The following is a 26,965-nucleotide window of genomic DNA, read 5'->3' as shown; positions in this document are numbered from 1 at the left end:
GAGTCATCTATGCGCATTCGCAATGCATTCCCTGTATTTGGCCTGCTGACGACGCTCGCACTGGCCGGCTGCTCCACGACATCAGACAGCGCATCCGTCGACGACAAGGGCGCAGGCCCGACGGTACAGACTGCTCAAATCTTCAATGACGCCTATGGCGTGACGAAGGATGCCGGATACTCCCTGCCGGCGATCCCGATCGACAGGGTCAAGCCGCAGTTCCGCCGCCAGGTCGTCAGCTACCAGACCACCGAGCGTCCCGGCACGATCATCGTCAACACGCGCGAGCGCTTCCTCTATTACATCCTGCCCAACGGCAAGGCGATGCGCTACGGCATCGGCGTCGGCAAGCAGGGCTTTGCATGGGCGGGCACCGCCTACGTCGCCTGGAAGCAGGAATGGCCGACCTGGCACCCGCCGAAGGAAATGGCCATTCGCCGCCCCGACGTCGCCAAATATGTCGAAGACGGCATGGGCCCGGGTCTCAGCAATCCGCTCGGCGCACGCGCCATGTATCTCTTCAACGAGGACGGCAAGGACACGCTCTTCCGCCTGCACGGCACGCCGGAATGGGCTTCGATCGGCACCGCCGCTTCCTCGGGCTGCATTCGCCTGATGAACCAGGACGTCATCGACCTCTACAGCCGCGTTCGTCCCGGCAAGGGCACGTCCAAGGTCGTCGTCATCCAGTAAGGTAATTGCCTAATCGGTATAAAAAAGGCCGCCGGACCATCGTTCCGGCGGCCTTTCTTATTCTCGTCGCGATCTTCAGATTCGCTCGTTGCGCTTTAGCTCCTTGTTTTTGCGCCTGTCGTTGGCGCAAAACCGCTGCATAGTTTTGCGCGACATGCTAGGCGCTCAACCGGCCTACTTGGCCTTGAGCTCGAGGCGGCGGCGGTGAAGCACCGGCTCGGTATAGCCGTTCGGCTGTTCCCTGCCCTTCAACACCAGCTCGAGAGCGGCCTGGAAAGCGATCGACCCATCGAAATTGCCGGCCATCGGCCGATAGGCCGGGTCCTGCTGGTTCTGTTTGTCGACAACGGTGGCCATTCGCTTCATCGTTTCGACGATCTGAGCTTCGCTGACCACCTTGTGATGCAGCCAGTTCGCCATGTGCTGGGCCGAAATGCGCAAAGTGGCGCGATCCTCCATCAGGCCGACATTGTTGATGTCGGGCACCTTCGAGCAACCGACGCCCTGATCGACCCAGCGCACGACGTAGCCGAGGATGCCCTGCGCGTTGTTGTCGAGTTCGCGCTGGATTTCCTCCTGAGACCAGTTCGGCCGTACCGCGACCGGCACCGAGAGAATGTCGGAGAGTTTGGCGCGGGCACGATCCTTCAGCCCCTGCTGGACACGGGCGACGTTGACGCGATGATAATGCGTCGCGTGAAGCGTCGCAGCCGTCGGCGACGGCACCCAGGCGGTGTTGGCGCCGGCTTTGGGATGGGCGATCTTCTGCTCCAGCATCGCCGCCATCAGATCCGGCATCGCCCACATGCCCTTGCCGATCTGCGCATGGCCGGCGAGGCCGCATTCTAGGCCGATATCGACATTCCAGTTCTCATAGGCCGATATCCAGGCGGCCTGGCGCATGTCACCCTTGCGAATCATCGGACCAGCTTCCATCGAGGTATGAATCTCGTCGCCGGTGCGATCGAGGAAGCCGGTATTGATGAAGACGACGCGCTCGCGGGCGGCGCGGATGCATTCCTTGAGATTGACCGTCGTGCGGCGCTCCTCGTCCATAATGCCCATCTTGATGGTGTTGCGCGCCAGCCCAAGCGCATCCTCGACCCGCGAGAAGATCTCGACGGCGAAGGCGACTTCTTCCGGTCCATGCATCTTCGGCTTGACCACATACATCGAGCCGGTGCGGGAATTCTTCCTGCGGCCGGCCAGGCCAATATCGTAGAGCGCGATCAGGCCGGTGATGACGGCATCCATGATGCCCTCGGGCACTTCGTTGCCGTCACGGTCGAGAATGGCCGGGTTGGTCATGAGGTGGCCGACATTGCGCACCAGCATCAGCGAGCGGCGATGCAGTTCGAAGGCGGTCCCATCCGGACCTGTATATTCCAGATCGGGGTTGAGCTTGCGGATGAAGCTCGCGTCGCCCTTTGCGACTTCTTCCTGCAGATCGCCCTTCATCAGGCCGAGCCAGTTGCGGTAGGCGACGACCTTGTCCTCGGCGTCGACGGCGGCAATTGAATCCTCGCAGTCCATGATCGTGGTGATTGCCGATTCGAGCCAGACATCGGAAATATGGGCCGGATCGGTCTTGCCAATCGCCGTTGCCGGATCGATGACGATCTCGACGTGGATGCCGTTGTTCTTGAGAAGAAGATGCGTCGGAGCGGCGGCATCGCCGCGATATCCGGCGAAATGCCCGGCATCCCTAAGTATTGCCTGTTCGCCGTCGACCGATTTGATGACAAGCGCGCCATCCCTAACGGCGAAGCTGCCGACATCCTTCCAGCTGCTCTCCTGCAGCGGCACCGATGCATCGAGGAAATCGCGCACCCAGGCGATGACCTTCTCGCCGCGCTTCGGATTGTATCCCTTGCCCTTTTCGGCGCCGTCGCTCTCGGGAATGGCATCCGTGCCGTAGAGCGCATCATAGAGCGAACCCCAGCGGGCATTGGCAGCGTTGAGGGCATAACGCGCGTTCATGACGGGAACGACGAGCTGCGGACCGGCGATCGAGGCGATCTCGGGATCGACATTCTGGGTCGAAACCTGGAAGTCCGACCCCTCAGGCAGGAGATAGCCGATTGCGCGCAGGAAAGACTGGTAGTCATCCATATCCGTCGGAGCGCCGTGCTGGCGATACCAGTCGTCGATCTTGAGCTGCAGCTCGTCGCGCTTCTTCAACAGCGCTCGATTCTTGGGGGCGAGATCATGGACGATCGCCGAAAAATCGGCAAAGAACTTGTTCGCATCAATCGCCAGACCGGGCAGAACCTCCTGGACGAGGAAATCATGAAGGACGGCTTCGACGGTAAGACCGTTCTTATCAATACGGCTCATTCGACATTCTCCCTGGCAACGACTTTGAATGCTGCCACTTTGCCCGGCTTTCATTCACAGTCAATTCCGCAATAATTCGAAAGATTTATGCCGCTTGGGAAATTATGCGCGGCGACACGCGCATCGGCAGTCCGTTCTGCGGCTGCGTCGTCAGCTTCTGCACCGGCCAGGGGTTCGTCGCTTCCGTCTGGTCGAAGCGGAAACGGTGCATCATTACCGCAAGCGCGATCACCGCCTCCTGCAGCGCAAAGGTCGCGCCGATGCAGACGCGCGGACCGGCGCCGAACGGTAGGAATTGGAAACGGCCGATGCTGCCGCGATTTTCCGGAAAGAAGCGTTCCGGCATATAGGCGCGTGGCTTGTCCCAATAGAGCTCGTGGCGATGAAGCGTCCAGGGCATGATGAGCACGGTGATGTCCGCCGGTATCTCGATCCTTTCACCCTTCGCATTGATCCAGACGTCATCGGCGATCGCGGCGCGATTAATCGAGGGCGCAGGAGGATAGAGCCGCAGCGCCTCCTCGAACGCGGCCCGCGTCACCGGCATCAGATCCAGCCATTCGACGGGGTCGACGCCGGTTGCGAGAACCGCGTCGATCTCCGTTTCCATGGCTTCGCGAATATGCGAACTGTTTGCGACACAATAGAGCGTCCAGGCCAGCGCCCGCGCAGTCGTCTCGTGGCCGGCGCCGATGAAGGTCAGGATGTTGTCCTCGATCTCCTCCTTGGTCAGACCGTCGGGACCGGTCTGCTCGAGAAGCAGCGTCAGAAAATCGTCCGGTGCGGCGGCGCGGTCAGCCTTCATCTTCGCAAGCCGCATGTCCATGGTATCGCGCACGATTGCCCTGAATTTCTCCAGCACCTTCTGGCCGCCGATTCGGGTAAGCCGAGGCACCCAGGAGGGCGCGCGCAACAGGTCCATCGGATCGACGCGGCCCATGCGGTGGAGAAGCTGGTTGACGTCATCGGCGAAATGGCCGCTGGAGGAGACGATTTCGCCGGAAAAAAGCGTTTCTGCAAGAATAGCAAAGGTGAGATCGGTCATGTCGGCGGCGATATCGAAGACCTGGCCGGCCGGACCGGCGCCCTCGTATTTGCCGACGTAGTCTTCGGATTGCCGGAGCATCTGGCCGGCGAAACCCTTTGCGTGGCGCGGCGTGAAGACGGGTGCGACCGCTTTTCGCGACCGTTTCCAGACCTGCCCCTCCGCCGTCAGCAGGCCGTCCCGCAGGATCGGCCGCAAAACCAGCTGGCGAATGTCGGACATGCGATAGTTCGCTGCGTTGTCGACCAGCACATGTTTGATCAGGCCGGGATCGTTGACGATCAGTGTGTGCTGACCGAAGAAACTCGTCTTGATCCAGGGCAGCGTGTAGGACGGCTCGCCCCACAGTTCGAGCGGATTGCGCAGGATGATGCGGATGATCTCAAGCCGGCTCGGCGGCACGGCGCGCGGCAGCGGCGCCGGCGGAACGAAGGGATCAGGACGCATGTCCATCGGAAAAGCCTTTCGGGGAAGATCAACGTTCCCGTCAGGCTTGAAGCTAGAGCAGGCCCTTGAGTTCGTCCAGCTTGTCGTTGATCAGCCAGCCGTAATAATTCTCTTCGGGCCAGACGGTCGCACCGGAAGAGCGGTTTTTCGCAGCGAGCGCCGCGGCGCGCTGGCGCGAATTGCCGACATTATACAGCGTCGCTGTCAGGCCGGGATTGCCCGAGATATCCATGCCGGCAATCTCCTTGTAGTCGTCGATCGACCTGCGGATGGAAGCGGCGACGAAGGCGAGCGAGATATCGGGGTCCATAATCGCCCTGTAAACGGCGCCGGCATTCTTCTCGTTCAGCTTCGGATAACCCGACACGCGACTGACGAGATCGGAGAGCATCAGCGCCGTCAGCGGATTGACCTGGCCAAGGCCAAAAGTCTGGCCGGCATAAAAGGGCTGGAAGAAGACCGCGCTGAACCGGTTATTGGGGAAGCTCTGGCCGCCGACCGTCTTGCCGCGGAAATCGCTTTCCCAGACATCTTCCCGGCAGGACCAGAGCGTGTAGGAATCGCTCTTGCCCTTGCACTGAGCAAACTGCGGCCGCGCCACGAAATCATCGACGCTTTCGCCGTCATAGGCGAAGCGGAAGCTTTCTCCGGCGTAGGAGGCGGCCTTGACATAATAGGCCTGCAGCCGGTCATAGGCGTCGACATTATAGGTGTGCTCGCCGACGATCGCGCCGATGACATGGATGGGATTGATGCCGTAAGCGCCGGAAACCTTGCGGATCTTGGCCATCAGCTCGCGATCGGTCGCCAGAAGCTCATGGACCTTCTCGTATTTCAGATCGAAGCTGCTCTTGGTGCCCTTGGTGCGGCGAACGGAAGCGCCCGGAATATCGGGCTGCTCGGCGTGACGGTTGCCCGCCGGAACCGTCTGCATGGCGAAGGCCGGCGCCGAATTCACCAGGGCAGCGGCAATCAAAAGGCTTGTCAAAAGGCGTCGCACGATCCGCTATCCCGTCCGTTCATCGTCCTGTTCGCGATGCGGCTGACTGGACCAGAATCTTGGCCGAATAAAGCCGCAGCGGAAAACAAAACGGGCCTTCACTAGAAAGTAAAAGGCCCGCTGTCGAGAGTGGATTTCGTCACAATGCGGCAGTCACGCCGGTAAAGAGACGAAGCGGTGCGCCGACATCACAGAATGAAGCGCGAGAGATCGGTATTCTGCGCGAGATCGCCGACATGTTCGCGCACATAGGCGGCATCGATGGTGATGGCCGTGCCGCCGCGATCAGGGGCGTTGTAGGAAATATCGTCGAGGACGCGCTCCATCACCGTCTGCAGGCGGCGCGCGCCGATATTCTCGACCGAGGAGTTCAAATGCACCGCGACATCGGCCAGTGCGTCGATCGCGTCGTCGGTGAAATCGAGGCTCAGGCTTTCGGTTTCCATCAGCGCGCGATACTGGCGGATGAGGCTCGCTTCCGTCTCGGTCAGGATCCGGCGGAAATCCTCCTTGTTCAGCGCCCGCAACTCGACGCGAATCGGCAGGCGGCCCTGGAGCTCCGGCAGCAGATCCGAAGGCTTGGAGACATGGAAGGCGCCGGAGGCGATGAACAGGATATGGTCGGTCTTCACAGGCCCGTATTTGGTCGAGACGGTCGTGCCTTCGACGAGCGGAAGAAGGTCGCGCTGCACACCTTCGCGGGAAACACCGGCGCCCATGCCGCCGTCGCGGGCGGCGATCTTGTCGATTTCGTCGAGGAAGACGATGCCGTCATTCTCGGTCGAACGAACGGCCTCGCGCTGGATCACCTCATTGTCGATCAGCTTGTCGGATTCGTCGCGAATCAGATCGGTATAGGAGGCCTTGACCGTGGTGCGGACCTTCTTGGTGCGGCCGCCCATTGCCTTGCCGAACATTTCCGACAGATTGAGTACGCCGATATTGGCGCCCGGCATGCCGGGGATCTCGAAGCCGCCCATGCCGGTACCGGTATCGGCAACTTCGATGTCGATTTCCTTGTCGTCGAGTTCGCCGTCCCTCAGCTTCTTGCGGAAGTTTTCGCGGGTGGCGGGCGACGCGGTCGTGCCGACCAGCGCATCCAGGACACGCTCCTCCGCGCTGACATGCGCCTTGGCCTGGACCTCTCCCCGCTTCTTTTCACGCACCAGGCCGATGCCGACCTCGACCAAGTCGCGGATGATCTGCTCGACATCGCGGCCGACATAGCCGACCTCGGTGAATTTGGTGGCTTCCACCTTGATGAAAGGCGCTCCGGCGAGTTTTGCCAGGCGGCGGGAGATCTCGGTCTTGCCGACGCCGGTCGGGCCAATCATCAGGATGTTCTTCGGCATGACTTCGTCTCGCAGGCTCGGGTCGAGCTGCTGGCGGCGCCAGCGATTGCGCAGCGCAATCGCAACGGCACGTTTGGCGTCATGCTGGCCGATGATGTAGCGATCGAGTTCGGAAACGATCTCGCGGGGGGAAAAGGTGGTCATTGCGTATCATTCTCCTGGCAGCACGGGGCCTTCAGCGGCGCCCGGCCGGAATTCGTCGTTGTTTCGTCAAGTCCCTGAAAGTCAATCCCGGCCCAGCGGCCGAAAAGCATAAGGTTCAGCCTTCGACATCCAGCGATTCCACCACGAGATTGTGGTTCGTATAAACGCAGATGTCGGCGGCGATTTCGAGGGCGCGGCGGGCGATCTCTTCGGCCGATTTGTCGGTGTCCATCAGCGCGCGGGCGGCGGCGAAAGCAAAATTGCCGCCGGAACCGATCGCCGTCGTACCATGCTCAGGCTCCAGGACGTCGCCATTACCGGTGATCGCCAGCGTAGTCGACTTGTCGGCGACAAGCATCATGGCTTCGAGATTACGCAGGTATTTATCGGTGCGCCAGTCCTTGGCGAGCTCGACGGCGGCGCGCATCAGCTGGCCGGGATATTGCTCCAGCTTCTTTTCAAGCCTTTCGAGCAGGGTGAAGGCATCGGCGGTGGCGCCGGCAAAACCGGCGATCACTTCGCCCTTGCCGATGCGGCGCACCTTGCGGGCATTGCCCTTCATCACGGTCTGGCCGAGGCTCACCTGGCCGTCACCCGCCATCACCACCTTGCCGCCTTTTCGAACAGTAATGATCGTTGTCATAAAACACCTGTCTGCCCATGATGCGGGCTTTTACCTCGACCGCACATCGGCCTTGTTGAGCCCTATGTAAGCAGGCCGGAGCCGATTGCAAATGGGCCGGCTTTCTCTGCTCCGGCTTCTGGATATTTGCCGATGCGCCTGATAAGGAACGGCCTTATTCCGATGGAGGGCCAAATGGCCGAGACCGCAGCAAGCCGCACGGGCAGCGTTTCCCGCAAGACCAACGAGACCTCGATTTCCGTTTCCGTCAATCTCGACGGCACAGGCAAATCGAAGATTTCGACCGGCGTCGGCTTCTTCGACCATATGCTCGACCAGCTTTCGCGGCATTCCCTCATCGACATGGAAATCGACGCCAAGGGCGACCTGCATATCGACGACCATCATACGGTCGAGGATACCGGCATTGCGATCGGCCAGGCGATCTCCAAGGCGCTCGGCGACCGGCGCGGCATCACCCGCTATGCCTCGATCGATCTCGCCATGGACGAGACGATGACCAAGGCCGCGGTCGACCTTTCCGGCCGGCCTTTCCTCGTCTGGAACGTCGCCTTCAGCGCGCCCAAGATCGGCACCTTCGACACCGAGCTCGTCCGCGAATTCTTCCAGGCGCTCGCTCAGAATGCCGGCATCACTTTGCATATTCTCAACCATTATGGCGCCAACAACCACCATATTGCCGAGACATGCTTCAAGGCCGTCGCCCGCGCATTGCGCACGGCGACAGAGATCGATCCGAGACAGGCAGGCCGTGTTCCCTCAACGAAGGGCACGCTCGTCTGAGCCTCTCAAGGGAGCGGCGACAATGACATCCAGCTATATTTTCCTGACGCCGCCCGGCAGCGCAGGCACTCGCCTTGAGGAGACGCGGGTGATCCGCGACGCCTTCACATGGCTTGGTTTACTGTTTCCATGGGCATGGCTGCTGGTCCATCGGCTGTGGCTCTACGCGGTGGCGGCCTTTCTGATGCAGGCAATCGGCGGCGTGCTGATGGACGAACCGGGTCTCTGGCCGGCGGGAGCGGCAATCACGCTGGGCGTGAACCTGCTGGTCGGTCTGGAGGGCCAGAACCTGCGTATTCGCAACCTCGCCGGCAAGGGCTGGAACGAAGACGCGCTCATCGCGGCCGATACGATCGGCATTGCCGAAGACGTCTACTTCTCCGACAAAGCGGTCCAGCCCGATACTGACGCCGCCGTGCCGAGCTGGGACAACAAGACCCGACCGAGCAGCCCGCATGGCCAGGCCACATCGCTTGGTCTCTTTGGTTTTGATGGAGGACGCTGACGATGCGCGTCGCGATTATCGACTATGGTTCCGGCAATCTGCGCTCGGCCACCAAGGCTTTTGAGCGGGCCGCGCGCGAGGCGGGCATCGATGCGCAAATCGATCTCACCGACAAGGCTGAGGATGTTGCCGCCGCCGATCGCATCGTGCTCCCGGGCGTCGGCGCCTATGCCGATTGCCGGCGCGGCCTCGATGCCGTGCCCGGCATGGCCGAGGTGCTGGTCGAGGCTGTCGAAAGGAGGGCGCGGCCGTTCCTCGGCATCTGCGTCGGCATGCAGCTCATGTCCTCGCGCGGCCTCGAGAAGACGGTGACGCACGGTTTCGGCTGGATCCCCGGTGACGTCATCGAGATGACGCCTGACGATCCCGCGCTGAAAATTCCGCAGATCGGCTGGAACACGCTTGATTTGAAGCGAGAACATCCGCTCTTCGACGGCATTCCGACGGGAGCGCAAGGGCTGCACGCCTATTTCGTCCACTCCTACCATCTCGCCGCCGAAAATGCCGACGACGTCATCGCGACGGTCGATTATGGCGGGCCGATGACGGCTCTCGTCGGGCGCGACAACATGGTGGGCGCTCAGTTCCATCCGGAAAAGAGCCAGAAGCTCGGCCTCGCCCTCATCGCCAATTTCCTGCGCTGGAACCCGTAATACCGCCGCCTTATTTTTCCTTTATGGAAAAGGTGGAACAGGAGTGCGCTCGATGCCGGCTGCGCGGAAATCAGGCAAGGTGTTCTATACGCTGAGACCCTCCAGAGAGGGCCTGCCGCCCTTCTCGGACATCCGGCTTCCCGATGGAACGATCATCCGCCGCGTCGATGAGACCATTCACAGGAGAGCGCTTTCCAATGCGGCCAAGGCGTTGACAGAAAGGCTGGACCGATGATCCATGAATTCCTTGCCGGCAACGAGAATTCGCAACTGCGCGCCAACGGCATCAACGCCAGCGACATCACTGAAGCCGTGCTGGAATTTTATATCGAAGGCGAGGACGATCTGATCGGCCTGCTTGCCTATGCCCTCTACGAGCGGCAGAAGCGCGACTTCGTGCTCAGCTACCGCAAGCGCAATGCCGGCCGTTCGCCCAACGAGGCCGAGCTTGCCGCCGTCTCCGGCAATTATCTGTCGACCGACCTGCGCAATACGCTGCGCGACCGCGCCTCGCAGATCCTTGCCAGTTATGCCGAAACCTATGTCGAGGCGATGGAGCCGGAAATCCGGCTCGCCGCCGTCAACAGCCAGGCGCTGCGGGAGGTGCGCGACATCGAGAAATCGATGAAGCGACGCCTCGGCTTCTGGCGCCAGGTTCGCGCCGGCTTGACCGTCACCCTGTTGCTTCTTCTGCTTTTCGGCGCGGCCACCATTGCCGCTGTCTTTTTCCGCTCGGATATCGTAGATGCGTGGAATGCGCTGATGATATCGACCAGTTTACGGACGTAAGACGACATGATCCTTTTTCCCGCGATCGATCTGAAGGGCGGCCAATGCGTCCGCCTGAAGCTCGGCGACATGCAGCAGGCGACGGTCTACAACACCGATCCGGCCGCCCAGGCGAGATCCTTCCAAGAGCAGGGTTTCGAATGGCTGCATGTGGTCGACCTCGACGGTGCCTTCGCGGGGCATTCGGCCAATGGCGAGGCCGTCGAAGCGATCCTCGAGGCGACTGATAATCCGGTGCAGCTTGGCGGCGGGATCCGCACGCTCGATCACATCGAGGCCTGGCTCGCGCGCGGGCTGCGTCGCGTCATTCTCGGCACGGTGGCGGTCAGAAATCCTAATCTGGTCATTGAGGCCTGCCGGAAATTTCCCGGTCATGTCGCCGTCGGCATCGATGCCAAAGGCGGCAAGGTGGCGGTCGAAGGCTGGGCGGAAGCTTCCGAACTCGGCGTCATCGAGCTCGCCAAAAAATTCGAGGGCGCCGGCGTCGCCGCGATCATCTACACCGATATCGACCGGGACGGCATCCTTGCCGGCATCAACTGGGCTTCGACACTGGAACTTGCCGGTGCGGTCTCCATTCCCGTCATCGCCTCCGGCGGCCTTGCCTCGCTCGACGACGTCAGACGCATGCTGGAGCCGGATGCAGGCAAGCTCGAAGGCGCGATTTCGGGCCGTGCGCTTTATGACGGCCGGATCGACCCCAGGCAAGCGCTGGCGCTGATCAAGGCCAGCAGGGCCAAGGAGACTGCGTAATGACCCTCAAGGCCCGCGTCATCCCCTGCCTCGACGTCAAGGACGGCCGCGTCGTCAAGGGCGTCAACTTCCTCAATCTCGTCGATGCCGGCGATCCCGTCGAAGCGGCGAAGGCCTATGATGCGGCCGGCGCCGACGAACTCTGCTTTCTCGACATCACCGCCTCCTCCGACAATCGCGAGACGATTTTCGATGTCGTCTCACGCACGGCCGACCAGTGCTTCATGCCGCTGACGGTCGGCGGCGGGGTGCGCACCATCGCCGATATCCGCAAGCTGCTGCTCTGCGGCGCCGACAAGGTCTCGATCAACTCGGCCGCGGTCAGCAATCCCGACTTCGTCGCCGAGGCGGCCGACAAGTTCGGCGACCAGTGCATCGTCGTCTCGATCGACGCCAAGCGCCGGCGCACGCAGGCGGTCGGCGGCGACAATCTCAGCGCCTGGGAAATCTATACGCATGGCGGCCGCAACGCGACCGGCATCGACGCCGTCGAATTCGCCCAGAAGATGGTGGCGCGCGGCGCGGGAGAACTCTTGGTCACCTCGATGGACCGCGACGGCACCAAGGTCGGCTACGACCTGGAATTGACCCGGGCGATTGCCGACGCGGTGCGCGTGCCAGTCATTGCCTCCGGCGGTGTCGGCGACCTCGACGACCTCGTCGCCGGGGTGAAGGAGGGTCATGCCAATGCGGTGCTCGCCGCCTCGATCTTCCACTTCGGCACCTATTCCGTGGCCGAGGCCAAACACTATATGTCGAAGTGCGGCATCGATATGCGTCTCGACTGAAGCTTGAAAGCGAACATATGAGCGGATTTTCCCTTTCCGATCTCGAAAGGATCGTTGAAGAGCGATCGAAAGCCTCGCCGGAAGAATCCTGGACGGCAAAGCTCGTGAACGCCGGCCAGCCGAAAGCGGCAAAGAAGCTCGGTGAAGAAGCGATCGAAGCCGTGATGGCGGCGGTAACCGGCGACCGCGACAATCTGACCTATGAAGCCGCGGATGTGCTCTATCACCTATTGGTCGTATTGAAGATTGCTGAAATACCGTTAGAGAATGTCATGGCCGAACTCGAGCGCAGAACCGCGCAGTCCGGTCTCAAGGAAAAGGCCAATCGGCAGAGTTCATGAGTATCGCGACTGAGATTATCGGGGTGCCGGAAACATTGGATCACTTCCAGTCGGAATCCTATTCGCCCTACCACTTCTTCTCTTCCGAACAATGGGCGAAGTTCCGCGCCGATACGCCGCTGACGCTGACGAGCGACGAGGTCAAGCGGCTGCGTTCAATGGGCGACCCGATCGATCTCGACGAGGTCAGGCGCATCTATCTGTCGCTGTCGCGGCTGCTGTCAGCGCATGTCGAATCCTCGCAAATGCTGTTCGAACAGCGCAACCGCTTCCTGAGCCTCTCCGACGTGACGAAGACGCCCTTCGTCATCGGCATCGCCGGCTCGGTCGCGGTGGGAAAATCGACCACCGCCCGTATCCTCAAGGAACTGCTGGGGCGCTGGCCCTCCAGCCCGAAGGTCGATCTCATCACCACCGACGGCTTCTTGCATCCGAACGCCGTGCTGCAGCGGGAAAAGCTGATGCAGCGCAAGGGTTTTCCGGAAAGCTACGACACGGCCGCGATCCTGCGCTTCCTCTCGGCGATCAAGGCCGGCCGGCCGGACGTGCAGGCGCCCTGCTATTCGCATCTCGTCTATGACGTGTTGCCGGACGAATACAAGATCGTCGACCGGCCCGATATCTTGATCTTCGAGGGCATCAACGTGCTGCAATCGCGCGACCTGCCGGCCGGCGGCAAGATCGTGCCGATGGTGTCCGACTTCTTCGACTTCTCGATCTATATCGATGCCGCGGAAGATCAGATCCACAACTGGTACGTCACGCGCTTCATGCGGCTGCGCGAGACCGCTTTCCGCGATCCGAATTCGTATTTCCATCGCTACGCCTCGATCAGCGACGCGGAAGCGCTCGAAATTGCCGGGGATCTCTGGGCGAACATCAACCTGAAGAACCTGCGCCAGAACATCCTGCCGACGCGGCCGCGCGCCGATCTCATCCTGAAAAAAGGCAAGGATCATCTGATCGAGCAGGTGGCGCTGCGAAAACTATAGCAGGCCATCATATCAGCCTATCAGTTCAGGGATTGACGCGGCGCAGCGTCAGATTGATGCGGCCGCCGTTCTTCAACAGCGTCGATGTTGCCGGATGAATCCGGTCGACGCCGTGGAAGCACAGCCTTCCCTCGCCGCCCAATACGACCAGATCACCGCTCGACAGTTTGAAAGATAGCGTGCGATCGTTGCGGCTGAGGCCACCAACGCGAAAGAGGCAGCTATTGCCGAGCGAGATCGAGACGACAGGCGCCTGCAGATTGCGCTCGTCCTTATCCTGGTGCAGGCCCATGCGCGCGTCGTCGGAATAGAAGTTGACGAGGCAGGCTTCCGGCGGTTTTTCATAACCCGACACGTCATTCCAGATCTCGAGCAATGGCTGCGGCATATCAGGCCAGGGCCTGCCGGTGACAGGATGCGTCGGCTGGTAGCGATAGCCGCGCTCCTTGTCCGTCACCGGTGCCGGGCATGACGGGCACGAAAAGCGGCGCCTCGGCGACCACGGCACGGATCACCTCGACCAGCGCTTCCTGACGCGACCGGTCGAAATATTCAGGCAGATGGCGGACGCCGTTCGACAGTTCGGGCATGTCAATCGCCGCCGCCGGGACGGCCGCGCATTTTCTTGACTTCCGAGCGGCCGGACTTCTCCTTCAGACGGCGCTCGACCGAACCCTTGGTCGGCTTGGTCTTCTTGCGCGGCGGCGGCGGCGGCTTGGCAGCCTCCAGAATCAGCTCCTTCAGCCGTTCGCGCGCGTCCTCACGGTTGCGATCCTGGCTGCGAAAGCGGCTTGCCTCGATCATCAGCACGCCATCCTTCGACAGGCGCCGGCCGGCAAGCCTGATCGCATTGGCCTTGACGCGGTCATTGAGGGAGGGCGAATTCGCGACGTTGAAAAACAGCTGGACCGCCGTCGAAACCTTGTTGACGTTCTGACCGCCGGGGCCGCCTGCCAGAACGAACTGTTCCGTCAGCTCCCATCCTGAGATGGTGATCCTGTCGTCGATATAGAGCGCGTCGCTGGCCATGCGGCGTTCTATCTCATATCGGCAGCCGGTTGAAAATATCGGCCATCAATCGAAAAACCCGGCAATCCTGCGATGCCGGGTTTCACGTGAGTCAGAGATCTGTTGTTCTATTCGGCTTATTCGGCAGCGACCTTGACGCCGGGTGCCGCATCGCGGACGCCGCCGTCGACGTGATTCTCGAACTTTGCGAAGTTGGCGATGAACATCGAAACCAGCTTTTCGGCCTGCGCGTCATAGGCCGGCTTGTCGGCCCAGGTCGAGCGCGGATCGAGAATGCCGCCGTCGACACCGTCGACGGAAACCGGCACGGCGAAGCCGAAATTCGTATCCGTGCGGAATTCGACCTGGCCGAGTTTGCCGCTGAGGGCGGCGGCGAGCAGCGCGCGCGTTGCCTTGATCGGCATGCGCTTGCCGGTGCCGTAGGCGCCGCCGGTCCAGCCGGTATTGACAAGCCAGCATTCGACGCCGTGGCGGCCGATCAGATCCTTGAGCAGGTTGCCGTATTCGGCCGGGTGTCGCGGCATGAAGGGGGCGCCGAAGCAGGTCGAGAAGGTCGCTTCCGGCTCGACGACGCCCTTTTCGGTGCCGGCCACCTTGGCGGTGTAACCGGAGAGGAAGTGGTACATCGCCTGGTCCGGCGTCAGCCGGGCGATCGGCGGCATGACGCCGAAGGCATCGGCGGTCAGCATGATGATCGTCTTCGGATGCCCGGCCCGGCCCGTTGCCGAGGCGTTCGGGATGAAATGCATCGGATAGGCGCAGCGGGTGTTTTCGGTCAGCGACCCGTCGTCGAAATCGGGCTCGCGGGCTTCGTTCAGCACGACGTTTTCGAGCACGGTGCCGAAGCGCTGCGTCGTTGCATAGATCTCCGGCTCCGCTTCGGCCGAGAGGCGGATGGTCTTGGCGTAGCAGCCGCCCTCGAAGTTGAAGATGCCGTTTTCGCTCCAGCCGTGTTCGTCGTCGCCGATCAGCGTGCGCGCCGGATCGGCCGAAAGCGTCGTCTTGCCCGTGCCGGAAAGGCCGAAGAAGACCGCCGCGTCGCCGTCGGGGCCGACATTGGCCGAGCAGTGCATCGGCATCACACCCTTGGCCGGCAGCAGGTAGTTGAGCACGGTGAAGACCGATTTCTTCATTTCGCCGGCATAGGACGTGCCGCCGATGAGGACGAGGCCGTTGGTCAGATCGCAGGCGATCACCGTTTCCGAGCGGCAGCCGTGGCGGGCTGGATCGGCCTTGAAGCTCGGCAGATCGATGATCGTCAGCTTCGGCACGAAGGTGGCGAGCGCCGCCGTCTCCGGGCGGATCAAGAGATTGCGGATGAACAGCGAATGCCAGGCGAATTCGGTGACGACGCGGGTCGGCAACGCATGGCCTTCCTCGGCGCCGCCAACGAGATCCTGCACGAAAAGATCCTTGCCGGCGGCATGCGCCTGCATATCGTCGCGCAGCAGCGCGAAATGCTCCGGCGAGAGCGGCTTGTTGTTGTCCCACCAGATTTGGTCATCGGTATTGGCGTCACGAACGACGAATTTGTCGCGCGGCGAGCGGCCCGTATGCTGACCGGTGAGAGCCCTGAGCGCCCCCTGAGCGGTCAGTTCGGCTTCGCCCCGGCGGATCGCTTCCTCATACAGCGCTGCGGCGGAAAAGTTATAGCGAACGCTGGCTGCGCCGCCCAATCCAACCGTTGCCAGCTCCGTTGCCGGGTTACGAACTCCGAACATTTCCATGGCTACTTCCCTTCACTCAGGCGCGTTGCCGTTAAAACCGATCTCGAAAATAAGGGGAGAAATTTTAAAACACAAGAGACTAAAATTGAGAAAGTTCAGCAATATCAAATAATTAATCGATTTAAATTTGTTGCTACTATTTTAAATCGTTTGAAGAGGCGGCGTTGCAACAGTTGGGCACGCTACCTCAGATTGCCGCCGAATTTTACGACAATCCTCCCCTTTATCTTTGCCACAATTTGTTCCACCTTTATCCTCCATAAGCGCATCCGATCACTGAGACCGCCTGGGGACGACGAAAATCCGGGAGATTGCGCACTGATGACGGAGACCAACACCATGCCGACAATCGCGCTCGTTGATGACGACCGCAACATCCTCACCTCGGTGTCGATCGCACTGGAGGCCGAAGGATATAAGGTCGAGACCTATACGGACGGTGCCTCGGCGCTCGATGGCCTTCTGGCGCGACCGCCGCAGCTGGCGATTTTCGATATCAAGATGCCGCGCATGGACGGCATGGAACTGTTGCGCCGACTGCGGCAGAAATCGGATATCCCGGTAATCTTCCTCACCTCCAAGGATGAGGAGATCGACGAGCTGTTCGGCCTGAAGATGGGCGCCGACGATTTCATCACCAAGCCTTTCTCGCAGCGCCTGCTGGTCGAGCGGGTGCGCGCCGTGCTGCGTCGCGCTTCGAGCCGCGAAGCCGCGGCCGCCGGCGGCACGAGCCCGAGCGGCACGCCGAAGGCCGGGGCCGTGCAGCAGGCCCGTTCGCTGGAGCGTGGCCAGCTGGTCATGGACCAGGAGCGCCATACCTGCACCTGGAAGGGCGAGGCCGTGACGCTGACGGTGACCGAGTTCCTGATCCTGCATTCGCTGGCGCAGCGTCCGGGCGTAGTCAAGAGCCGCGACGCGCTGATGGATGCCGCCTATGACGAACAGGTTTATGTCGACGACCGGACGATCGACAGCCACATCAAGCGGCTGCGCAAGAAATTCAAGATGGTCGATACCGATTTTGATATGATTGAAACGCTCTACGGAGTGGGATACCGCTTCCGCGAAGCAGCCTGAGCCCAGCGGCGCGGCGCGAGACATAGTTGAGGGTTGCGGGCTGGTTCATCCGGCCCCGCCCTTTGAAAGGGCCTGTCATTGGCACAGTTGGTGCAGGAAAGGGATCTGGACGATGCGGAGGGCGTGAGCACCCGTCGCGTCCGAGGCCGCCGTTGGTCGCATCCCTTCACGCTGATCCGCCGCATCTTTGGCAATGCGGTGTTTTCGAGCCTGACGCGGCGCATCCTGTTCTTCAATCTGGTCGCGCTGGTGGTGCTCGTCGGCGGCATCCTCTATCTCAACCAGTTTCGCGAGGGCCTGATCGACGCCCGCGCCGAAAGCCTGTTGACGCAGGGCGAGATCATCGCCGGCGCGGTTTCGGCCTCCGCATCGGTCGATACGAATTCGATCACCATCGATCCGCAGAAGCTGCTCGAACTGCAAGCCGGCCAGAGCATTACGCCGGTGCCGAACGACGAGGACCTGGAGTTTCCGATCGATCCCGAGAAAGTCGCCCCGGTCCTGCGCCGGCTGATTTCTCCGACGCGCACACGCGCGCGCATCTTCGATGCCGATGCCAATCTGCTGCTCGATTCGCGTCACCTCTATTCGCGTGGCCAGGTGCTGCGTTTCGATCTGCCGCCGGTCGAGGAAGAAAAGCAGACCTGGGGCGATTGGTTCGCGACCCTGTTCAACAAGGCGCTGCAGCCCGGCAACCTGCCGCTCTATAAAGAAGCGCCGGGTGGCGACGGTTCGATCTATCCCGAAGTGATGAACGCCCTGACCGGCGTGCGCGGCGCAGTGGTGCGCACCACGGAGAAAGGCGAACTCATCGTTTCCGTCGCCGTGCCGATCCAGCGCTTCCGCGCCGTGCTCGGCGTGCTGCTCTTGTCGACGCAGGCTGGCGACATCGACAATATCGTTCATGCCGAACGGCTTGCCATCATGCGTGTCTTCGGCGTTGCAACGCTCGTCAACGTGCTGCTTTCGCTGGTGCTGTCGTCGACCATCGCGAATCCGCTGCGCCGCCTTTCGGCCGCCGCCATTCGCGTGCGCCGCGGCGCCAAGGCACGTGAGGAGATCCCCGACTTCTCCGCCCGCCAGGATGAAATCGGCAATCTTTCCATCGCTCTGCGCGAGATGACGACGGCGCTCTACGACCGCATCGATGCAATCGAGAGCTTTGCGGCCGATGTCAGCCACGAGCTTAAGAACCCGCTGACCTCACTGCGCAGCGCCGTTGAAACACTGCCGCTCGCCAAATCCGAAGATTCCAAGAAGCGGCTGCTTGATGTCATCCAGCACGATGTGCGCCGTCTCGACCGCCTGATCAGCGATATTTCCGATGCCTCGCGCCTCGACGCCGAACTCGCGCGCGTCGATGCCGCCTCCATCGACATGGAAGTGCTGCTACGCGATCTGATCGAGGTGTCGCGTCAGATCAGAGGCAGCAAGAAGCAAGTGGAGATCGAATATGCGATCGAGCGCAAGCCGAACATCAAGACGCGCTTCGTCGTCAACGGCCACGACCTGCGCATCGGCCAGATCATAACGAACCTGATCGAAAATGCCCGATCCTTCGTCCCTGAGAAGGGCGGCAAGATCACCGTGCGGCTGGTACGCACACGGTCGCGCTGCGTCACCACGATCGAAGACAACGGTCCCGGAATCCAGGCGGAGAATATCGACCGCATCTTCGAGCGCTTCTATACCGATCGCCCGGAATCGGAAGGTTTTGGCCAGAATTCCGGCCTTGGCCTTTCGATCAGCCGGCAGATCGCCGAAGCCCATGGCGGTTCGCTGAGGGCGGAAAACATCACCGACGGCGAGAGCGGGCGCATACTCGGCGCGCGCTTCATCCTCGCCCTGCCCCTCGATGCCGCAGCATGAGCGAGGCTCCCAACATCCATGCGACGGCGATCGTCGTGGGCAGGACGGGGCTCCTGTTCAGCGGGCCCTCCGGCTGGGGCAAATCGATGCTGGCCTTTACCTGCATGACAGAGGCCCGCCGGCTCGGTTTGTTCACGGCACTGGTTGCCGACGATCAGGTGCTTCTGTCAGGAGAGGCAGGCTCGGTGATCGCCACCTGCCCGCCGTCGATCGCCGGGCTGATCGAACTGCGCGGCACCGGCATCGTCCGGCAGGATCATATTCCTCAGGCGGCCATGCATTATGCGGTGCTTCCGGGCAGCGCCTCCGGCGAAAACCGTGTACCCCCCGATGGCGAATTCGTCAGCCTTTCCGCCGGGTTTTCGCTTCCCGCGTTGCGCTTGCTCACAGGCGTGCCAGCGCCGCTTGCAGTCCTGATGGCGAAAGCGCCTGATATCGGCGATTGAAGGCTTCCGGTTTGATCAATCTGCCTTATATGTTTGCATTTTTGTCTTGCACTTCGGCTTTTCATCGCCAAGATGTGCCCCCACCGGTGGACGTAATTGCTGCATTGCGATATCTCAGCCATCGTTTGCGTATAGGGGAGCAGTAATATCATGATCGGACTTGTGCTTGTCACTCATGGCAAGCTGGCTGAAGAGTTTCGTCATGCTGTCGAGCACGTCGTCGGTCCTCAGAAATTCATCGAGACAGTCTGTATTGGCCCCGAAGACGACATGGACCAAAGACGGCAGGACATTCTGCAAGCCGTTTCCGGCGCCGACGATGGCCATGGCGTCGTCATCCTGACCGACATGTTCGGCGGCACGCCGTCCAATCTCGCCATATCGGTCATGAGCAGCGGCCATACCGAAGTCATCGCCGGCGTCAACCTGCCGATGCTGATCAAGCTCGCCGGCGTGCGCGGCGAGAACAATATGGAGAAGGCGTTGGTCGAGGCTTCCGAAGCCGGGCGGAAATATATCAATGTCGCGAGCCGTGTGCTCAGCGGAAAATAACGGCTCTTTATGACATCGCTTTCCCGAGAACTCCTTATCATCAACAAGCGCGGACTTCACGCGCGCGCCTCCGCCAAATTCGTGCAGATGGTCGAGACCTTCGATGCCGCCATCACTGTCTCCAAGGATGGAATGACGGTCGGCGGCACCTCGATCATGGGCCTGATGATGCTTGCGGCGAGCCCAGGCTCCAGCGTCGTCGTTTCGGCGAGCGGCAGCCAAGCCGAGGAGGCGCTGGAGGCCTTGGACCAATTGATCCAGAACCGGTTCGGCGAAGAGATGTGAGCTACGGTTGAGCTCATATAAACATATAAAGACTTCTTTATATCCTTATTGCCTTCCCATCAGAAGCCTGCTAAACGGCGGACATGCCGTGCGCTGAAGCGCGTCGCATCGAACCTGGTTCATGCAATGCGCTTTGGCTCTGTTATGCATCTCGTGTTCCCGGAACTGCTGCACATATCCGGGCGACATGCATCGGCACGCGGCCTATCCGTCGCGCGGTCATCTTCGCGCCTGCGCCAATTTTTGAGACGTTTTTCAGCCTGGAGACCTCTATGAGCACTGAAAAAGATTATGTCGTCGCCGATATCGGGCTTGCGGATTTCGGCCGCAAGGAAATTACGATCGCCGAAACCGAAATGCCGGGGCTGATGTCCTGCCGCGCCGAATTCGGCGATGCAAAGCCGCTGAAGGGCGCGCGTATCACCGGCTCATTGCACATGACCATCCAGACGGCCGTGCTGATCGAGACGCTGGTGGCGCTCGGCGCCGAAGTCCGCTGGGCCTCCTGCAACATCTTCTCGACGCAGGATCATGCTGCTGCGGCAATCGCCGCTGCCGGCGTTCCGGTTTTCGCCATCAAGGGCGAGTCGCTCGAGGACTACTGGGTCTACACCGACAAGATCTTCCAGTGGGCCGATGGCGGCCTTTCAAACATGATCCTCGATGACGGCGGCGACGCCACCATGTACATCCTGCTCGGCGCCCGCGCCGAAGCCGGCGAGGACGTATTGTCCCATCCGCATTCCGAGGAAGAGGAAATCCTCTTCGCACAGATCAAGAAGCGCCTTGCCGCTTCGCCCGGCTGGTTCACCAAACAGCGCGATGCGATCAAGGGCGTTACCGAAGAAACCACCACCGGCGTCAACCGCCTCTATCAGCTCAGCCAGAAGGGCCTGCTGCCGTTCCCGGCGATCAACGTCAACGATTCCGTCACCAAGTCGAAGTTCGACAACAAGTATGGCTGCAAGGAATCGCTGGTCGACGGCATCCGCCGCGGCACCGACGTGATGATGGCCGGCAAGGTCGCCGTCGTCTGCGGTTACGGCGATGTCGGCAAGGGTTCTGCCGCTTCGCTCTCCGGCGCCGGCGCCCGCGTCAAGGTGACCGAAGCCGATCCGATCTGCGCCCTGCAGGCGGCCATGGATGGTTACGAAGTGGTGCTGCTCGAGGACGTGGTTTCCTCGGCCGACATCTTCATCACCACGACCGGCAACAAGGACGTCATCCGCATCGACCATATGCGCGAGATGAAGGACATGGCGATCGTCGGCAATATCGGCCATTTCGACAACGAAATCGAAGTCGCCGCGCTGCGGAACCTCAAGTGGACCAACGTCAAGCCGCAGGTCGACCTGATCGAATTCCCGAGGGGCAACCGCATCATCCTGCTTTCCGAAGGCCGCCTGCTCAACCTCGGCAACGCCACCGGCCACCCCTCCTTCGTCATGTCGGCTTCCTTCACCAACCAGACGCTGGCGCAGATCGAGCTTTTTACCAAGCCCGGCCAGTACGAGAACAAGGTCTACATCCTGCCGAAGCACCTCGATGAAAAGGTTGCGCGCCTGCATCTCGACAAGCTCGGTGTGAAGCTGACCCAGCTTAGCGAAGAGCAGGCTGCCTATATCGGCGTCTCGCCGAAGGGCCCGTTCAAGTCCGACCACTACAGATATTGATCTCATCATCGATATCCACAAGATGTAGAAGCCGCGGCATTGACAAATGCCGCGGCTTATTTTTTGGCCGCTCCCTTCCCGCCGATTCCCTTCCGAAGTATTGTTTTAAGACTTGATTCGTGGCGCCGGACCCCGTCCGACCGCTTCGAAAATGGGATGTCTTGTCGTAATGCGGCACATTGAAGGACGGAGACATACCGCGGATGTCGGAACTGAAAAACAGCCTGCCCGGTCAGGCGGACGACGGCGCTCGCGCCCATCGCCGCCCGCCGACGCCAGGCCAAGACTATAAATCTGCAACGGCACACGAGGCCGCAAAGCAAGAGCATGGATCATTGGCGCGCTTCCTGAAAACCTGCGCGGCCGGCACGGCGCTTGCCGCGCTGGCGCGGCCGGTTCTCGCACAAAGCGAGCAGCAGGCGGCAGCCTCGGCTCACCTCTTCACCTCCTCGCAGGTTATCGGCGTCTCCGTTGTCATCGGCGTCATATCGGCGGCCCTGCTTTCGACGCTCTGGCTGGTGCGCCAGCGCGGCAATCTGGAAAACGAGAGCCGGGAAATCCGCTCGGCGCTCTCCGATGCCCAGCAACGCATTTCACAATATCAGGCGCTGATTGCCGACAAGAACCGACGGATCGTCATCTGGGACGGCAATGCCCGTCCGGAGCTGCTCGGCCAGCTCCCGCCGGAGACCGGCGCGCCGCAGGACGGCGAATTCCTGGCCTTCGGCCTCTGGCTGAAGTCACGTTCGGCCTCCGAGCTGGAAAAGGCGATCGACCGGCTGCGCGACGAAGCGCAGAGCTTCGACATGGTGGTCGAGACCATCCGCGATGAGATCCTCGAGGCGCAGGGCCGGGTTTCCGGGGGACGCGCCTTCGTCCGCTTCGTGGCGCTCAACAATCTGCGCGCCGAACTTGCCGAACTCCGGATCGAGCGCGACCGGCTGATGACTTCGATCTCGGCCTTTCAGACGATGCTCGACGCGATCGACATGCCGGCCTGGCAGCGCGACCCGGCGGGTCGCCTCACCTGGGTCAACCAGGCCTATGGCGAGGCGGTCGAGGCGCGCTCGCCGCAACAGGCGATCAATGAAGGCCGCGAGATGCTGACGACGGTGGCGCGCGAACGCATTCGCGCCACGACGACGCCGGAATCGCCGTTTCACGACACGATCTCAACCGTCGTGCATGGCAACCGTACATTCTTCGATGTGGTCGACGTCACGGTTCCCGGCGGCTCGGCCGGCATGGCGGTCGACGTGTCCGATATCGAGGCGGTGCGCGCCGAGTTGGACCGGACGCTGAAGAGCCATGCCGAGACGCTCGACCATCTCGCCACGCCTGTAGCCATCTTCGACGGCGAGCGCCGGCTGCAATTCTACAATCAGGCCTTCGTGGCGCTCTGGGAGCTCGATATCGCCTTTCTCGAAGGCCGGCCGGACAATAGCGAGCTGCTCGAGCGCCTGCGGGCGGCCAAGAAGCTGCCGGACCAGCTCAACTGGAAAAGCTGGAAGGAAGCGGCTCTTTCCGTCTATCGCGCGCTCGATACGCAATCGGACCTCTGGCACCTGCCGAACGGTCAGACGCTGCGCGTCTTCGCCACCGCCCATCCGCAGGGCGGCGCCACCTGGGTGTTCGAAAACCTGACCGAACAGGTCGATCTCGAAACGCGCTACAACACGCTCGTCAAGGTGCAGGGCGAAACGATCGATCATCTTTCCGAAGGTGTGGCGGTGTTCGGCCCGGATGGACGCATCCGCCTGTCGAACCCGGCCTTCCGGGCGCTCTGGGGGATCACCGAAGCCGAGGCCAAGCCCGGCACCCATATCCGTGCGCTCGGCGAAGCCTGCGCTCCCTCCTACGACCGGCCGGACGGCTGGAAGACATTCGCGGAACTGATCACCAGCTTCGACGACGAGCGCCGCTCGAGCCAGGGGACGCTCGAACTGTTCTCCGGCCTCGTGCTCGACTACGCCGTCATCCCGCTGCCGAACGCCCAGACCATGCTGACCTTCGTCAACATGACGGACAGCGTGCGGGCCGAGCGGGCGCTGACCGAAAAGAACGAGGCGCTGCGCAAGGCCGACGAGTTGAAGAACGACTTCGTGCAGCACGTTTCCTATGAATTGCGTTCGCCGCTGACCAATATCATCGGCTTCACCGACCTGCTGCGCACGCAGGGTGTGGGGCCGCTGAACGAGCGGCAGGCGGAATATATCGACCATATCTCGACCTCGTCCTCGGTTCTCTTGACGCTCGTCAACGATATTCTCGATCTTGCCACCGTCGATGCCGGCATCATGCGCCTCAACTATGCGGAAATCGATCTCAACGACCTGCTTGACGACGTCTCGATGCAGATCGCCGATCGGCTGCAGGAAAGTGGCGTGGCGCTCGAAATCACCGCGCCTGCCTATCTCGGCTCGATCGTCGCCGATCCGCAGCGGCTGAAACAGATTCTCCTGAAGCTTCTCTCCAACGCGGCGAATTTCTCGCCGGAGGGCAGCTCGATTTCGCTGGAATGCCAACGCGAAGGCACGGATTTCGTCTTCTCCGTGCGCGATCGCGGCCCCGGAATCTCACCCGACATGATCGCGACCGTCTTCGACCGGTTCGCCACGGGCGCTAAAAGCGGCAAACGTGGCGGCGCCGGCCTCGGCCTCTCGATTGTCGACAGTTTCGTCAGCCTGCATCACGGCGACGTGACGATCGACAGCGAACCGGGCAAGGGCACGACGGTCGTCTGCCGAATCCCCTCGGTTAATATTCCCCATACCGCCGCTGCCGAATGACCACCACCGATACGATCTCGCTTTTCCTGAAGGACGAGGCGGCCACCATTCGCCTCGGCGAAGATCTGGCGCTTGCTTTGAAGGCCGGCGATTGCCTTGCGCTTTCCGGCGATCTCGGCGCCGGCAAATCGTCGCTCGCCCGGGCAATCCTGCGTGCCATGGCCGATGACGATGGGCTTGAGGTTCCGAGCCCGACCTTCACGCTGGTGCAATCTTACGACCTGCGTATCCCGGTTTCGCACTTCGACCTCTATCGGCTCGGCGACGCCAGCGAATTGGCCGAACTCGGCTTCGACGAGGCGCTGCAGAACGGCATCTGTCTCGTCGAATGGCCGGAGATGGCTGACAGCGAATTGCCGGCAGAGCGCATCGCCCTGGCGCTGGTGCATGAGGGCAGCGGTCGCCGGGCAACGATCGAGGCCGCCGGCCAGCAGGCGCAGCGCATCCGCCGGGTCTTCGCGATTCGCGATTTCCTCGACGGGGCCGGCTATGCCGAGGCCAAACGACGCTTCCTCACCGGCGATGCGTCGCTGCGCGCCTATGAAGCGATCTATCCGGATGCTGCCCCGCGAAAAATCCTGATGGACTGGCGCCCGCATCCCGAGGGACCGCCGGTCTACGACGGCAAGCCCTATCCCAAGGTCGCGCATCTGGCACAGAACGCCTATCCCTTCGTTGCGATTGCCGATGCGTTGCGCGAACGGGGGTTTGCAGCTCCGGAGATCTACAAGGTTGATTATGAGCAGGGCATCCTGCTGATCGAAGATCTAGGCACCGAAGGCGTGCTCGATGACGCCGGCCGGCCGATCGCCGAGCGTTACCGGCAAAGCGTCGCCTGCCTTGCCCATCTTCATTCCATGCAGTTTCCGCAGGATATCCCCGTTTCCGCCGCGCACACGCATCACATTCCCGACTTCGATCGCACCGCGATGAAGATGGAAGTGCAGCTTGTGCTAGACTGGCACATCGGCTGGAAGCGCGGCTCCGCACCCTCGGACGCAGAGCGCAAGGACTATCTGGCGATCTGGGACGCGCTGATCGACGAGCTCGCCGCGGCCGAAAAGAACCTGCTGCTGCGCGACTTCCACTCGCCGAATATCATCTGGCGCCCGCAGGAGGCCGGCATCAGACGGGTCGGTCTGATCGACTTCCAGGATGCGATGATCGGCCCCACGGCCTATGATCTTGCCTCGATCGTCCAGGACGCACGCGTGACGATCGAGCCGGAGCTGTTCCGGCAGCTGATGGACGATTATCTCGCTCTTCGCCGTGCGCAGGGCGGCTTCGACGAAGCCGGATTCATGAAGGCCTGGGCGATCATGTCGGCGCAGCGCAACTGCAAACTTGCCGGTCTCTGGGTGCGGCTGCTGCAGCGGGATGGGAAGCCCGATTATCTCAGGCATATGCCGCGCACGCTCGCCTATCTCAACGTCGCGCTCGAGCATGAGGCGCTTGCCCCCTTGCGCGATTGGTGCGCAAGGGCTGGAATAGGCCAGAGCGAATCATAAATTCCGGATCAAGATGAGCATCAGACAAGCCATGGTACTGGCCGCGGGTCTTGGAACCCGCATGCGCCCGATCACCGACACGATCCCGAAGCCGCTGGTGAAGATCGACGGCAAGGCCATGATCGATTATGCGCTGGACGCGCTGGTGGCGGCCGGGGTCGAACGGGCCGTCGTCAACGTTCACCACCATGCCGACCAGATGCTCGAGCATCTCGGCAGTTATCGCGGCCTCCAGATCATCATATCCGACGAGCGGGACGGGCTGATGAATTCAGGCGGCGGGCTGGCGAAGGGCCTGAGGCTGCTGGACCGAGACGATATCTTCGTCATGAATGCCGACCTCTTCTGGATCGGCGAGCAGCCGGGACGGCCGACGAACCTGCAGCGCTTAGCCGGATTCTTCGATGCCGATCAGATGGACATGGCGCTGCTTTGTGTCGGCATCGAAGATACCACTGGTCACAACGGCAAGAACGACTTCAGCCTTGCGGCTGACGGCCGGCTAAGGCGTTACCGCGACGATCCGTCCAATCCCCTCGTCTATGCCGGCGCGATCGCCATGAACCCATCGCTGTTCGACGATGCGCCGAAGGATGCTTTCAACCTCAATATCTATTTCGACAAGGCGATTGCACGCGACCGGCTTTTCGGCCTGGTGCTCGACGGGCACTGGCTGACTGTGGGAACGCCGGAGGCGATCGGTGAGGCGGAGGAAACGATCCGCAGGTTGCGGGCGTTCGCGTGA

Annotated in this window: 26 protein-coding genes and 1 pseudogene; 19 read left to right on the top strand and 8 right to left on the bottom strand. The window is 61.6% G+C overall.

The features are described 5' to 3' along the window. Positions 1 to 9: 9 nt before the first annotated feature. Positions 10 to 693, top strand: a complete 684-nt coding sequence (locus N2597_RS20465; protein WP_183597942.1) for a L,D-transpeptidase — start codon at positions 10 to 12, stop codon at positions 691 to 693. 174 nt (positions 694 to 867) lie between these two features. Here N2597_RS20465 and N2597_RS20460 read toward each other — a convergent pair whose 3' ends face one another. The 5 genes from N2597_RS20460 to hslV form a co-directional block, all read right to left on the bottom strand. After that, positions 868 to 3,030 (bottom strand): malate synthase G, encoded by a 2,163-nt coding sequence (locus N2597_RS20460; protein ID WP_183597940.1) that lies wholly within the window; start codon positions 3,028 to 3,030, stop codon positions 868 to 870. A gap of 85 nt (positions 3,031 to 3,115) precedes the next feature. After that, positions 3,116 to 4,528, bottom strand: a complete 1,413-nt coding sequence (locus tag N2597_RS20455; RefSeq protein ID WP_183597938.1) for a cytochrome P450 — start codon at positions 4,526 to 4,528, stop codon at positions 3,116 to 3,118. Positions 4,529 to 4,574: 46 nt separating this feature from the next. Continuing rightward, positions 4,575 to 5,522: a DUF1402 family protein gene (locus N2597_RS20450; protein WP_096764547.1), complete on the bottom strand. Its 948-nt coding sequence runs from the start codon at positions 5,520 to 5,522 to the stop codon at positions 4,575 to 4,577. 188 nt (positions 5,523 to 5,710) lie between these two features. Next, positions 5,711 to 7,018, bottom strand: a complete 1,308-nt coding sequence (hslU, locus tag N2597_RS20445; RefSeq protein WP_038685927.1) for an ATP-dependent protease ATPase subunit HslU — start codon at positions 7,016 to 7,018, stop codon at positions 5,711 to 5,713. Between the two features lie 115 nt (positions 7,019 to 7,133). Then, the gene (gene hslV, locus N2597_RS20440; RefSeq protein ID WP_009984477.1) at positions 7,134 to 7,661 is read right to left on the bottom strand and encodes an ATP-dependent protease subunit HslV; all 528 of its coding nucleotides are present in this window, start codon (positions 7,659 to 7,661) and stop codon (positions 7,134 to 7,136) included. A 174-nt stretch (positions 7,662 to 7,835) separates the two neighbouring features. Here hslV and hisB point away from each other — a divergent pair, with 174 nt between their 5' ends. From hisB to coaA, 9 genes are read left to right on the top strand one after another with little or no spacing between them, the layout of a single operon-like run. Beyond that, positions 7,836 to 8,444, top strand: coding sequence for an imidazoleglycerol-phosphate dehydratase HisB (hisB, locus tag N2597_RS20435; protein WP_010033258.1), 609 nt, complete (start codon positions 7,836 to 7,838; stop codon positions 8,442 to 8,444). Between the two features lie 22 nt (positions 8,445 to 8,466). Then, positions 8,467 to 8,949: a DUF2628 domain-containing protein gene (locus N2597_RS20430; RefSeq protein WP_096771437.1), complete on the top strand. Its 483-nt coding sequence runs from the start codon at positions 8,467 to 8,469 to the stop codon at positions 8,947 to 8,949. Positions 8,950 to 8,951: 2 nt separating this feature from the next. Further along, on the top strand, positions 8,952 to 9,602 hold the full coding sequence (gene hisH / locus N2597_RS20425; RefSeq protein ID WP_009986217.1) for an imidazole glycerol phosphate synthase subunit HisH: 651 nt from the start codon (positions 8,952 to 8,954) through the stop codon (positions 9,600 to 9,602). A 52-nt stretch (positions 9,603 to 9,654) separates the two neighbouring features. Then, positions 9,655 to 9,837, top strand: coding sequence for a hypothetical protein (locus N2597_RS20420; protein ID WP_038685919.1), 183 nt, complete (start codon positions 9,655 to 9,657; stop codon positions 9,835 to 9,837). Then, a complete protein-coding gene (locus N2597_RS20415) occupies positions 9,834 to 10,391 on the top strand; it encodes a hypothetical protein (protein ID WP_039617096.1) in 558 nt (185 codons plus the stop codon). The genes N2597_RS20420 and N2597_RS20415 overlap by 4 nt, the downstream gene beginning before the upstream one ends. Positions 10,392 to 10,397: 6 nt before the next feature. Continuing rightward, positions 10,398 to 11,144: a 1-(5-phosphoribosyl)-5-[(5-phosphoribosylamino)methylideneamino]imidazole-4-carboxamide isomerase gene (gene hisA, locus N2597_RS20410; RefSeq protein ID WP_183597936.1), complete on the top strand. Its 747-nt coding sequence runs from the start codon at positions 10,398 to 10,400 to the stop codon at positions 11,142 to 11,144. Then, entirely contained in the window at positions 11,144 to 11,932 is a 789-nt protein-coding gene (gene hisF, locus N2597_RS20405; protein ID WP_039617092.1) for an imidazole glycerol phosphate synthase subunit HisF, read from the top strand. Before hisA ends, hisF begins: the two co-directional genes overlap by 1 nt. 17 nt (positions 11,933 to 11,949) lie before the next feature. Next, positions 11,950 to 12,273, top strand: a complete 324-nt coding sequence (locus N2597_RS20400) for a phosphoribosyl-ATP diphosphatase (RefSeq protein ID WP_009991382.1) — start codon at positions 11,950 to 11,952, stop codon at positions 12,271 to 12,273. After that, complete coding sequence (coaA, locus tag N2597_RS20395) at positions 12,270 to 13,265, top strand: type I pantothenate kinase (RefSeq protein ID WP_010060062.1); 996 nt, start codon at positions 12,270 to 12,272, stop codon at positions 13,263 to 13,265. Before N2597_RS20400 ends, coaA begins: the two co-directional genes overlap by 4 nt. Before the next feature lie 25 nt (positions 13,266 to 13,290). On the opposite strand, the pseudogene N2597_RS20390 reads toward coaA, so the two are convergent. The 3 genes and pseudogenes from N2597_RS20390 to N2597_RS20380 all read right to left on the bottom strand — a co-directional run bounded on the left by N2597_RS20390 (position 13,291) and on the right by N2597_RS20380 (position 16,021). Continuing rightward, positions 13,291 to 13,855 (bottom strand): annotated as a pseudogene (locus N2597_RS20390) (alpha-ketoglutarate-dependent dioxygenase AlkB family protein). Between the two features lies 1 nt (position 13,856). Beyond that, positions 13,857 to 14,294, bottom strand: a complete 438-nt coding sequence (arfB, locus tag N2597_RS20385) for an alternative ribosome rescue aminoacyl-tRNA hydrolase ArfB (RefSeq protein WP_037142462.1) — start codon at positions 14,292 to 14,294, stop codon at positions 13,857 to 13,859. A 116-nt stretch (positions 14,295 to 14,410) separates the two neighbouring features. After that, positions 14,411 to 16,021: a phosphoenolpyruvate carboxykinase gene (locus N2597_RS20380; RefSeq protein WP_183597934.1), complete on the bottom strand. Its 1,611-nt coding sequence runs from the start codon at positions 16,019 to 16,021 to the stop codon at positions 14,411 to 14,413. A 339-nt stretch (positions 16,022 to 16,360) separates the two neighbouring features. Here N2597_RS20380 and N2597_RS20375 point away from each other — a divergent pair, with 339 nt between their 5' ends. From N2597_RS20375 to N2597_RS20335, 9 genes are all read left to right on the top strand, one after another. Continuing rightward, positions 16,361 to 17,098, top strand: a complete 738-nt coding sequence (locus tag N2597_RS20375) for a response regulator transcription factor (protein WP_190233656.1) — start codon at positions 16,361 to 16,363, stop codon at positions 17,096 to 17,098. 78 nt (positions 17,099 to 17,176) lie between these two features. Further along, positions 17,177 to 18,967 (top strand): sensor histidine kinase, encoded by a 1,791-nt coding sequence (locus tag N2597_RS20370; RefSeq protein WP_038685906.1) that lies wholly within the window; start codon positions 17,177 to 17,179, stop codon positions 18,965 to 18,967. After that, on the top strand, positions 18,964 to 19,413 hold the full coding sequence (locus N2597_RS20365) for an HPr kinase/phosphorylase (RefSeq protein ID WP_183597932.1): 450 nt from the start codon (positions 18,964 to 18,966) through the stop codon (positions 19,411 to 19,413). Before N2597_RS20370 ends, N2597_RS20365 begins: the two co-directional genes overlap by 4 nt. A gap of 150 nt (positions 19,414 to 19,563) precedes the next feature. Then, the gene (locus N2597_RS20360) at positions 19,564 to 19,965 is read left to right on the top strand and encodes a PTS sugar transporter subunit IIA (protein WP_004672623.1); all 402 of its coding nucleotides are present in this window, start codon (positions 19,564 to 19,566) and stop codon (positions 19,963 to 19,965) included. A gap of 9 nt (positions 19,966 to 19,974) precedes the next feature. Beyond that, a complete protein-coding gene (locus tag N2597_RS20355; protein ID WP_003544133.1) occupies positions 19,975 to 20,250 on the top strand; it encodes an HPr family phosphocarrier protein in 276 nt (91 codons plus the stop codon). Between the two features lie 272 nt (positions 20,251 to 20,522). Beyond that, positions 20,523 to 21,923, top strand: coding sequence for an adenosylhomocysteinase (gene ahcY / locus N2597_RS20350; RefSeq protein WP_038685902.1), 1,401 nt, complete (start codon positions 20,523 to 20,525; stop codon positions 21,921 to 21,923). Between the two features lie 203 nt (positions 21,924 to 22,126). Next, a complete protein-coding gene (locus tag N2597_RS20345) occupies positions 22,127 to 24,712 on the top strand; it encodes a sensor histidine kinase (RefSeq protein ID WP_183597930.1) in 2,586 nt (861 codons plus the stop codon). Further along, a complete protein-coding gene (tsaE, locus tag N2597_RS20340) occupies positions 24,709 to 26,220 on the top strand; it encodes a tRNA (adenosine(37)-N6)-threonylcarbamoyltransferase complex ATPase subunit type 1 TsaE (protein WP_183597927.1) in 1,512 nt (503 codons plus the stop codon). Before N2597_RS20345 ends, tsaE begins: the two co-directional genes overlap by 4 nt. 13 nt (positions 26,221 to 26,233) lie before the next feature. Next, complete coding sequence (locus N2597_RS20335; RefSeq protein WP_183597926.1) at positions 26,234 to 26,965, top strand: nucleotidyltransferase family protein; 732 nt, start codon at positions 26,234 to 26,236, stop codon at positions 26,963 to 26,965.

It is taken from the genome of Rhizobium sophoriradicis (assembly GCF_025200795.1).
GTDB classification, from domain to species: domain Bacteria; phylum Pseudomonadota; class Alphaproteobacteria; order Rhizobiales; family Rhizobiaceae; genus Rhizobium; species Rhizobium sophoriradicis.
Note: the sequence above shows the minus strand (reverse complement) of the source record. Positions and strands in the feature narration are given on the sequence as shown.

Bases quoted from the DNA above. Each gene is read 5' to 3' on its own strand.
- N2597_RS20360 (WP_004672623.1), top strand. From the start codon at position 19,564: ATGATCGGACTTGTGCTTGTCACTCATGGCAAGCTGGCTGAAGAGTTT.
- N2597_RS20430 (WP_096771437.1), top strand. From the start codon at position 8,467: ATGACATCCAGCTATATTTTCCTGACGCCGCCCGGCAGCGCAGGCACT.
- N2597_RS20420 (WP_038685919.1), top strand. From the start codon at position 9,655: ATGCCGGCTGCGCGGAAATCAGGCAAGGTGTTCTATACGCTGAGACCC.
- hisB (WP_010033258.1), top strand. From the start codon at position 7,836: ATGGCCGAGACCGCAGCAAGCCGCACGGGCAGCGTTTCCCGCAAGACC.
- N2597_RS20335 (WP_183597926.1), top strand. From the start codon at position 26,234: ATGAGCATCAGACAAGCCATGGTACTGGCCGCGGGTCTTGGAACCCGC.
- hisA (WP_183597936.1), top strand. From the start codon at position 10,398: ATGATCCTTTTTCCCGCGATCGATCTGAAGGGCGGCCAATGCGTCCGC.
- N2597_RS20380 (WP_183597934.1), bottom strand. From the start codon at position 16,021: ATGGAAATGTTCGGAGTTCGTAACCCGGCAACGGAGCTGGCAACGGTT.
- ahcY (WP_038685902.1), top strand. From the start codon at position 20,523: ATGAGCACTGAAAAAGATTATGTCGTCGCCGATATCGGGCTTGCGGAT.
- hisH (WP_009986217.1), top strand. From the start codon at position 8,952: ATGCGCGTCGCGATTATCGACTATGGTTCCGGCAATCTGCGCTCGGCC.
- N2597_RS20365 (WP_183597932.1), top strand. From the start codon at position 18,964: ATGAGCGAGGCTCCCAACATCCATGCGACGGCGATCGTCGTGGGCAGG.
- arfB (WP_037142462.1), bottom strand. From the start codon at position 14,294: ATGGCCAGCGACGCGCTCTATATCGACGACAGGATCACCATCTCAGGA.
- N2597_RS20375 (WP_190233656.1), top strand. From the start codon at position 16,361: ATGCCGACAATCGCGCTCGTTGATGACGACCGCAACATCCTCACCTCG.
- N2597_RS20415 (WP_039617096.1), top strand. From the start codon at position 9,834: ATGATCCATGAATTCCTTGCCGGCAACGAGAATTCGCAACTGCGCGCC.
- N2597_RS20400 (WP_009991382.1), top strand. From the start codon at position 11,950: ATGAGCGGATTTTCCCTTTCCGATCTCGAAAGGATCGTTGAAGAGCGA.
- hisF (WP_039617092.1), top strand. From the start codon at position 11,144: ATGACCCTCAAGGCCCGCGTCATCCCCTGCCTCGACGTCAAGGACGGC.
- hslV (WP_009984477.1), bottom strand. From the start codon at position 7,661: ATGACAACGATCATTACTGTTCGAAAAGGCGGCAAGGTGGTGATGGCG.
- N2597_RS20345 (WP_183597930.1), top strand. From the start codon at position 22,127: ATGTCGGAACTGAAAAACAGCCTGCCCGGTCAGGCGGACGACGGCGCT.
- tsaE (WP_183597927.1), top strand. From the start codon at position 24,709: ATGACCACCACCGATACGATCTCGCTTTTCCTGAAGGACGAGGCGGCC.
- N2597_RS20465 (WP_183597942.1), top strand. From the start codon at position 10: ATGCGCATTCGCAATGCATTCCCTGTATTTGGCCTGCTGACGACGCTC.
- N2597_RS20355 (WP_003544133.1), top strand. From the start codon at position 19,975: ATGACATCGCTTTCCCGAGAACTCCTTATCATCAACAAGCGCGGACTT.
- N2597_RS20455 (WP_183597938.1), bottom strand. From the start codon at position 4,528: ATGGACATGCGTCCTGATCCCTTCGTTCCGCCGGCGCCGCTGCCGCGC.
- coaA (WP_010060062.1), top strand. From the start codon at position 12,270: ATGAGTATCGCGACTGAGATTATCGGGGTGCCGGAAACATTGGATCAC.
- N2597_RS20460 (WP_183597940.1), bottom strand. From the start codon at position 3,030: ATGAGCCGTATTGATAAGAACGGTCTTACCGTCGAAGCCGTCCTTCAT.
- hslU (WP_038685927.1), bottom strand. From the start codon at position 7,018: ATGACCACCTTTTCCCCCCGCGAGATCGTTTCCGAACTCGATCGCTAC.